This is a genomic window from Arthrobacter sp. B0427-1-12, from assembly GCF_059092905.1.
On record NZ_JBNHIC010000042.1, the window covers coordinates 25,450 to 32,812 of the forward strand.

A 7,363-nucleotide genomic window follows, 5' to 3' on the forward strand; every position below is an offset into this window, starting at 1 on the left:
TTACCTCGTCACCGTCGATTCAATGTCGAAATGCACACCCTGGGCTGAAAACTGCTCCCGAATGCGGTTGATAGCCTGTTCCGCCGCACTCACGCCGCAGCCCAGCAAGTCGCCGGCCGCTTCGCCGGTGACCCTCGGAATGGCCAGCATGATGTCCACAACGCGTGCCGCGTCCGTGCCCAGCCGGTAGGTTCGGGAGCTCCGCGGATCATGGAGGTGAGCGCCCATGGCGCTGTACAGAAGAACCGGCCGGTCGGGGGCAAGCTGTCCCTCATCGGACCGCATGGAGCTCAGGCCCGGGACCAGATGCCCTCCAAACCCTGCCACCCGCATGGCCGCCATCCCCCTGGCGGAGGCGAAGCGAAGCGCCTCCACTACGTGCAGATAACGCGGCAGCCATGGCCTGGCCGAGGCTTCGTGTGCCTCATGAGTGCTGAACCTGCTTGCCCACGCTTCCGGACCGTCGGCCAGATACCCGAGCGGCAGTCCGAACGGGGAGGTGCTGACGTGCCGGTCAGCGGAAACATAGATGGAGTGCAGTGCTTTGTCGCCTTGCGGGCCAACAGTGGCTGCGGGATCCCCCAGCACGGCCTGGGGATGGATGAGATGATCGCGGAAACCGCCCGTTTGAAACGAATGGTCTGCGTCTCGAAAAAAGGCGGTCCGGTCGGCATCACCGGTAATCCAAAGTACGGTTGGACCGGCTACCGGAACAAACTCGGCCAGTGCGTAGGTTTGCTGCTGAAGATAAAAATCCGGGCCAAACCGGACATCGCTGTCCGGCTCTTTGAAGTCGCCCTGAAAGGTGAACAAGGAAACTTCACTCCCCAATTCTTCCGGCACTATCTGGCCTTCAGGGTAAAAAGCAACCGATACTCCCTGCATGAAACCGCTGTTTCTCAGCGGCTCGAGGAGGTCAGCCGACTCCAGCACGGCAATTTTTGTCTGATGGTCATCGACGGGCCGGTTCTGCGCCCATAACATCAGGCTGGTGGCCATTCTTTGGTTCGATTCGCTCACGAGAGATAAATCTAACGACTTTAATTACTCGCCGGGGGGGTATTTGGAAAACATAAGGTGAACCGTTTCCGACCTTTCGGCGGGAGCCCTCGTGCGGATCACCACAGCCTCGCCGGCTTGCGGAGGCGGCGTCAAGGAAGACTTGACATCGCCACAGGTGTCAAGATTTGATTGACACATGAATCCAAACGCTGCACGTATCGGAATTATGTCCTTGACCGGCGTCATCCTGGCCCTGTCGGGCATGCTGCTGTCCTACGTCTCCACCCAGTCCGCAAACGGTCCGCAGTGGCTGCCGCTGGTTGCCGGAGCTTTGCTGATGCTCGCCGGCGCCGCTGCAGTCAGCATGGCAATCCATCTGCAGCGAGGCGGGCAGAAGCAGTGACAGCTCCCGGCGGGGACCTCGCGGCGCAGATTGCCGATGCCTTCGCAACCGCGACCGCCGGGACATCGGACCGCCTGACCGAGGACCCGGACGCCTATCTGGAGCTGATTGCAGCGGCGGCCCAGGCGCACGAACAAACACGCACGCTGCTGCAGTCGACCGTGGTGTCCGCCCGGAACGCGGGACACAGCTGGGATCAGATCGGCCGCCGCCTGGGGATCAGCAGGCAGGCCGCCCAGCAGCGGTTCGGCCGCGGCGAAGCGCAGGGCACCGGGGACGAGGCCGCAACCAAGCGGCTGTGGCCCGTGACCGTTTTCACCGAAATGGACGCGCTCAACCGGGAGGGCCGGCACGGCTGGCACTCCATCGGCTTCGGCGTGCAGTCACACACCCTGGAACTGTCCGCAGAACAGTGGGAGCACAGGCGCGTGATAGCGACCACGGGAAACCTGCGCAGCGCCGAAGCGGACGGCTGGCAGCGGATCGGCGAGACGTCCTTCCCCTGGGCGTACTTTGCACGGCCGACGGGCAAACCCGCACTGCCGCAGAACGGATAGTACGACGTCGGCAGCCAGACCGGGTGCAACACGCGGGCGTCACTTGCGGGCAGCCGCGGCGGCGTGCCTGCCCACTCCGCGAAGCCGTACACCTACGGGCGAATCGCGGTTTCGTCCGCCCTCCGTATCCGTCGACGAACCGGGTTGGGGGACCCGCCGAAGAACCAGGCAGGAACCGTTTGGGGGAACTGCTCCAGCCGTCGGCCAGGCCTCCGCGATCAAGCAGCCGATCCGGCGGCCTCGCCGTTCAAGCCGCCCGCCAGGCCTTCGCGGCACCGCAGGCTCGCGGGCCGAACCGGCCGCATGTGCGGACGCTACGTGATGTCGGAGCTAATTGCACCGGCCGGTGAAACAGCCGGGCCACGATGTAACCGCACCGTTACATACGATGTATCAATTCACCTCCAATTGCGGTAAGCGGTGCATGCCATACTTCTTGAAGCGCCCTTCGCCTCTCCCTGCCCCCCCAAGAGTGAGAGTCGAAGGGCCTTTATTTGTCCCGGCCGCCGCCGATGCGCCATGACTGCAGCCCGCCTCCCCCCTCAGCCCCTCAGGTCGCCGAAGACCTGGCCGACGCTGCGCAGGCACTCACCGACCCTCTGGTCCTGGCTGGCAGAAGTGCGTTATCCGCAGTCAGCCGATAACGGCGCATACGTAAGCCCGGGTGGGGAGCGATTTCTGCCGGTTCTCCGGCTCCTGTATCTCTGGGTCCCTCGCGTGCGGATTCGTGACCCTGCCTGATGTTCTGGCTGGTTCTTCGCCTGGGGTCGGGATCAGTCGGATCCCCGGCGTTCCGGCTGGCTGGGCGCGGCTGGCGGATCATGGGCTGGTCCATCAACGGGAATCTCACCGGCCTGACCGACGAGATTGCCACCCTTCGAGGCATCTCACCATGTCCGGTTCCTCAGCACCGGGGTACCGGCAGCGCAACCAAAAGGAATACATCCACTGGCACAACACCGAAAGAATCTCGACAAAGCCTGAAGGACTGAGCCCGGTGCAATACCGTGCTCAGTCCCGCGCAGCCCAGGCACTTGCTTAGCCAGTCCAACTTTCGGGGCCCAATTCACCCTTGCTCTCTCCGGCCAGCGCCGTGCCACGGCCTAAGGGGTCCGGTAAGAACCCCATGCCTGATGCCCGGTCCCGGGTGGTGACAGCTGCCATCGCACGCTCGGGCTTAGCCGCGTGTACCCTCCAGTGCGTCGAGGATCAGGTCCAGTCCGTAGGCGAATTCGTTGCCGTAGTCGTAGCCGGGCTGCAGGGCAACCTCGGTCGCGATTTCGACCATGTGCGGGTACTCGCCGGTAGCGAAGTGCTCCATGATCGGTCGGGCAGCCTCGGCGACGGATTCCTGGCCTGCCAGCGGCAGACCGGCTTCCTGCAGCGCGAACCCGTAGATGTAGCTGTCAAGCAGCGAATAGGCGTGGGCTGTCTGCTGCACCGAAAATCCGCCGGCGCGCAGGGTCGCCAGCGTGGCTTCGTGGTGCTTGAGCGTTGCCGGCCCTGGCGCCTTTCTGGATTCGAGCAGTCCGACCGCCCAGGGATGCCGGCGCAGCACTTCCCGCGCGGAGTGGGCCCGGCGGCGCATCTCCGCTTTCCAGTCGGCCCCGGGCCGTGGCGGTTCGATCTCGGTGAAGACGAGATCCACGAGGCCGTCCAGGATCTCTTCCTTGTTGGCCACGTAGTAGTAGAGCGTCATCGGCTTGGTGCCCATGTCCTGGGCGAGCGAGCGGATCGACAACGCGCTGATGCCGTGCCGGTCGGCGAGGGCGAGGGCCGCCTGCAGTACCTTGTCCCGGCTCAGCCGGCTGCGCTCCTGCACGTTCGCATCATGTTCCCTGGGCATTCGTACTCCTGCCTCTAGCGTGTTAGTACATCGTACGATACTCTCCTCGTACAGCGTACTAAAAACGGCCTGACCGTCTTGAGAGGACAAGTAGCGATGACACAGGAAAGACGATCCCTGGAGCAGCATGACTCCGACGTGGCACCCCGGGAGGGCACAATGCGCGCCATCGGCCAGGACATATACGGTTCAGCCGACGTCCTGCGCCCGGGCCGCGCTGCCATACCCGCGATCAAAGCCTGGGAGGTGCTCGTCCAAGTGCGGGCAGCCGGGGTGGACCGCGGTGTCTGGCACATGATGACCGGCACGCCCTACCTGGGCCGTCTGGCCTTCGGCATCCGGAAACCCAGGAACCAGGTGCTTGGACTGGACCTGGCCGGAACCGTTGTCGCAGTTGGTTCCGCAGTGACGCGGTTCTGCGTGGGCGATGAGGTGTACGGAAGCGGCAGCGGGTCGTTCGCTGAATACGCTGCGGCCCCGGAGGACAAGCTCGCCGCCAAGCCTGCCGCCCTGTCCTTCGAGCAGGCCGCGGCCGTGCCGGTGTCCGCGGTCACCGCGCTGCAGGGTCTGCGCGACGCCGGGCGGATCCGGCAGGGGCAAAGCGTGCTGGTCACCGGCGCGTCAGGGGGCGTCGGCAGCTTCGCGGTCCAGCTGGCCAAGGCCTTCGGGGCCGAGGTCACCGGCGTCTGCAGCTCCGGGAAGCTGGACTTCGTCCGGTCCCTCGGCGCCGAGCACGTCATCGACTACACCCGTGAAGACTTCGCCGAAGGCACCCGCCGCTGGGACCTTATCCTGGACATTGCCGGCAATCCCTCCATCGCCCGTCTGCGCCGCGCCCTCACAAAGGAGGGGACCGCAGTCATCACCGGCGGGGAAGGTGCAGGCAAGATCACCGGAGGCATCGGCCGGCAGCTGGGGGCCCTGGCCTTGTCGCTGTTCGTCCGTCAGCGGCTGACCATGTTCCTCGGCCTGGTCCGCTCATCCGACCTCGACCAGCTCACCGAACTCATCGAAGCGGGCAAAGTGACGCCGGCACTCGACCGGACCTTCCCTCTCGCCGATGCGGCAGATGCCATCCGCTATCTGGAGGCCGGGAAGGCACGCGGAAAAGTCGCGCTCACAGTCTGAGTCCACTTCCTTAGCGGAACCTGGCCCTGCCGCACACGCCCCTCCGAAAGAAGAAAACCATGCCGCAATCGGTGCCCAACGCAACCCCTCCAACTCTCAGCCCAGCCACCAAACCGCTGCGCTTACCCTGCCTGACTGCTGGTTTCGCGCTCCTGCTAATGGCCATACTCGCCGGCGTCGGCAACTTCGCACTTCTGGCGCCGCTCCTCTCACTGGCTGACCCTGCGCAGGCCGCTGCTGCCATTGCCGGCGCCGAAGGGCAGTTCCGCCTCGGCGTTGCCTGCCTGGCCGCCGTGGTCGTGCTTGACGTCATCGCCGCCGGAGCGTTGTTCGAAGTGTTCGCCTCCGTAAACCGAAGCGTGTCGATGGTAGCCGCCTGGTTCAGGGTCGCATATTCGGCCGTCTTCCTGGCCATGATCTGCGGACTCCTGGAAGTGCCCGCACTCGGTGACCAGGGAAATCAGGTCCTGATCGCGGTCAATGCGTTCACCAGCGGCTGGAAGGTCAGCCTCATCCTCTTCGCATTCCACCTGCTGCTGATCGGGTACCTGGCCTACCGGTCCGGCTTCATGGCGAAAATCTTCGGCGTGCTGCTTGCAGTGGCGGGTCTCGGATACCTCGTTGACGGATTCGTCTCGATACTAGCCCCGGAGGACTCCCTCGGCTTCTCCGGATTCGCTTTCGTGGGTGAAGTAACCCTCATCTTCTGGCTCCTCATCAGGGGGCGCAAAGCTCGCGCGTATCAGGAGAAGGAAAGCCCGATGATTCCGGCGAGCTGAGCCGGACGGGATTCGATTCACTCGTACCCGGCAGGTGGGGCGGCCAGCTCCTGGCGCACCCTCGACGGGCGGCCGGCCGCTGGCCACACCCCGTACGACGGCCCCACCCACACTGCCCCGTTGCCTCCTGAAACGCAGGCACGGAAATGTACCGGGGGTAAACCCCTGCGTCACCTGCCGGTAACCACTGACTGCCAGAACAGATCCGCCACGGCCTTCAGCCCATGGCACCATTCTTCCCCCGGAACGGAACCGGCAGCTCCGCACCGGCCGATAATCGCATCAGATGCAATCCGGTCAGCACGTTTGCCCCGCCAAAGAAGAGCCGATTCGGGCAGCTCACCACACCGAAGCCGTCCTGCGGCGTATTCCCTTCAGGAACTGTCCGTGATCCGAGCCGCTCCGGAGCAGTTCAGAAAAACATGGGGAAACTACTTTCCATATGGCAAGTAGTTGGCGTAGTGTAGTTGCAGGCCGTCCGGCCCGTTCACAGCCAGCGGAGGAGCCCCCGATGACAAGCGACCCTTCCCACCAGTCACGCCGCAGCCTGGATGAGCAGCTGCGGGCAGCCGAAGCCGGCGGAAGCGGCGGCGCACGCATCTCACGCTCCGCAGACCTTGCCGGGGCCCGCTATGCCCGCGTCATCGCCGCCCTGATGGCGCTGTACCTGCTGGTAGTCGTCTACGTTTATCCGCAGGACATACTCTGGCTGGACATCGCGGCCACGGCGGTCTTCGGCGCCGGCATGGTCGGCACCTGTGTCCGGTACGGGCGGCGGCGGCGCGCCTCCGGCCTGGGCTGGTCCAAGCGGTATTCGGCCGGCTTTGCGCTCAGCGCCGGGCTCTTCGGGCCGGGGATGGTGCTGCTGGAGCTGACCGATTCGCGTGCCGCGTGGCTCTGGATCCCCTATGCCGCATTGACCGGGCTGCCGCTTTTGGTGGCCGGCCTGATGCGCAGCGCCCGATGAGCGCCGAGAACGCGTCCACCCATCCCAGGCTCCAACTGGACGAATACCTGAGCCTGCCGGTCCGGCTGAGCATCGTGGCCGCCCTGGCCCGGGTGGATGACGCCGAGTTCGGCACGGTGCGCGACGCCATCGAGGTCAGCGACCCGGTGCTCAGCAAGCAGATCGGAATTCTTGAGGCAGCCGGATACGTCAACGCCAGGAAGGGGTACGTCGGCAAGCGCCCCCGCACCTGGCTGAGCCTGACCGATCAGGGGCGCACGGCACTGCAACGGCACCTGAAAGCCCTGCACGCACTCATCGCCGACCTGTGAGCGCCGGAAACACCGGCCACTCCCACGGCAGCCCAGAGCATGCCACAGCCAAAGGACCACCACTGAGTTCCCGATCCGGCCAGGCGACGCCACAGCGGTGCAGGACATCTCTCATGATCCGTCCTCTGCTGAAGGTCTTCGCGAGGCGGGTTGTTGATCATTCCCAGACGGTGCCAGGCCTGATCACGGTGAACATCCGCGGCCCCTTGGGAGCGGTCCGGATCCGGGTGCGACGGCCGGCGGCACTGACCGTGCCCGAAAGGGGCTTTGACGGCGCTTCATCAGGGCTGGGTAAGGTGCGGGTGCTTCCCCGCCCCGCACGAGGTCCGGACCCCGGTACACGCCCGTCCTCTCATCGGGAAGCTGCTGC

8 protein-coding genes and 1 pseudogene are annotated in these 7,363 nt (G+C 65.1%); 7 read left to right on the plus strand and 2 right to left on the minus strand.

What is annotated here, in order from left to right:
- A complete protein-coding gene (gene mpaB, locus AC5RWU_RS18910; protein ID WP_494032487.1) occupies positions 1-1,020 on the minus strand; it encodes a daptide biosynthesis RiPP recognition protein in 1,020 nt (339 codons plus the stop codon).
- 208 nt (positions 1,021-1,228) lie between these two features.
- Between mpaB and AC5RWU_RS18915 the strand changes: the two genes are divergently transcribed.
- The 3 genes and pseudogenes from AC5RWU_RS18915 to AC5RWU_RS18925 all read left to right on the plus strand — a co-directional run.
- Positions 1,229-1,405 carry a hypothetical protein gene (locus AC5RWU_RS18915; RefSeq protein WP_494037141.1) on the plus strand — a complete coding sequence of 59 codons (177 nt, stop codon included), beginning with the start codon at positions 1,229-1,231 and terminating at the stop codon, positions 1,403-1,405.
- Positions 1,402-1,962: a hypothetical protein gene (locus AC5RWU_RS18920; RefSeq protein WP_494032489.1), complete on the plus strand. Its 561-nt coding sequence runs from the start codon at positions 1,402-1,404 to the stop codon at positions 1,960-1,962. The genes AC5RWU_RS18915 and AC5RWU_RS18920 overlap by 4 nt, the downstream gene beginning before the upstream one ends.
- A gap of 937 nt (positions 1,963-2,899) precedes the next feature.
- Positions 2,900-3,004, plus strand: a pseudogene (locus AC5RWU_RS18925) (IS3 family transposase); the annotation flags it as partial.
- 135 nt (positions 3,005-3,139) lie between these two features.
- On the opposite strand, the gene AC5RWU_RS18930 reads toward AC5RWU_RS18925, so the two are convergent.
- Positions 3,140-3,808: a TetR/AcrR family transcriptional regulator gene (locus tag AC5RWU_RS18930; protein ID WP_494032490.1), complete on the minus strand. Its 669-nt coding sequence runs from the start codon at positions 3,806-3,808 to the stop codon at positions 3,140-3,142.
- 96 nt (positions 3,809-3,904) lie between these two features.
- Here AC5RWU_RS18930 and AC5RWU_RS18935 point away from each other — a divergent pair, with 96 nt between their 5' ends.
- The 4 genes from AC5RWU_RS18935 (at position 3,905) to AC5RWU_RS18950 (ending at position 6,993) form a co-directional block, all read left to right on the plus strand.
- Positions 3,905-4,936, plus strand: coding sequence for an NAD(P)-dependent alcohol dehydrogenase (locus AC5RWU_RS18935; RefSeq protein ID WP_494032491.1), 1,032 nt, complete (start codon positions 3,905-3,907; stop codon positions 4,934-4,936).
- Between the two features lie 59 nt (positions 4,937-4,995).
- Positions 4,996-5,715, plus strand: coding sequence for a DUF4386 domain-containing protein (locus AC5RWU_RS18940; protein ID WP_494032492.1), 720 nt, complete (start codon positions 4,996-4,998; stop codon positions 5,713-5,715).
- A 511-nt stretch (positions 5,716-6,226) separates the two neighbouring features.
- On the plus strand, positions 6,227-6,682 hold the full coding sequence (locus AC5RWU_RS18945) for a hypothetical protein (protein WP_494032493.1): 456 nt from the start codon (positions 6,227-6,229) through the stop codon (positions 6,680-6,682).
- A complete protein-coding gene (locus AC5RWU_RS18950; protein WP_494032494.1) occupies positions 6,679-6,993 on the plus strand; it encodes a winged helix-turn-helix domain-containing protein in 315 nt (104 codons plus the stop codon). The genes AC5RWU_RS18945 and AC5RWU_RS18950 overlap by 4 nt, the downstream gene beginning before the upstream one ends.
- Positions 6,994-7,363 lie beyond the last annotated feature (370 nt).

Coding starts and splice junctions, on each gene's coding strand:
- AC5RWU_RS18915 (WP_494037141.1), top strand. CDS start 1,229: ATGTCCTTGACCGGCGTCATCCTGGCCCTGTCGGGCATGCTGCTGTCC.
- AC5RWU_RS18930 (WP_494032490.1), bottom strand. CDS start 3,808: ATGCCCAGGGAACATGATGCGAACGTGCAGGAGCGCAGCCGGCTGAGC.
- AC5RWU_RS18935 (WP_494032491.1), top strand. CDS start 3,905: ATGACACAGGAAAGACGATCCCTGGAGCAGCATGACTCCGACGTGGCA.
- AC5RWU_RS18940 (WP_494032492.1), top strand. CDS start 4,996: ATGCCGCAATCGGTGCCCAACGCAACCCCTCCAACTCTCAGCCCAGCC.
- AC5RWU_RS18945 (WP_494032493.1), top strand. CDS start 6,227: ATGACAAGCGACCCTTCCCACCAGTCACGCCGCAGCCTGGATGAGCAG.
- AC5RWU_RS18950 (WP_494032494.1), top strand. CDS start 6,679: ATGAGCGCCGAGAACGCGTCCACCCATCCCAGGCTCCAACTGGACGAA.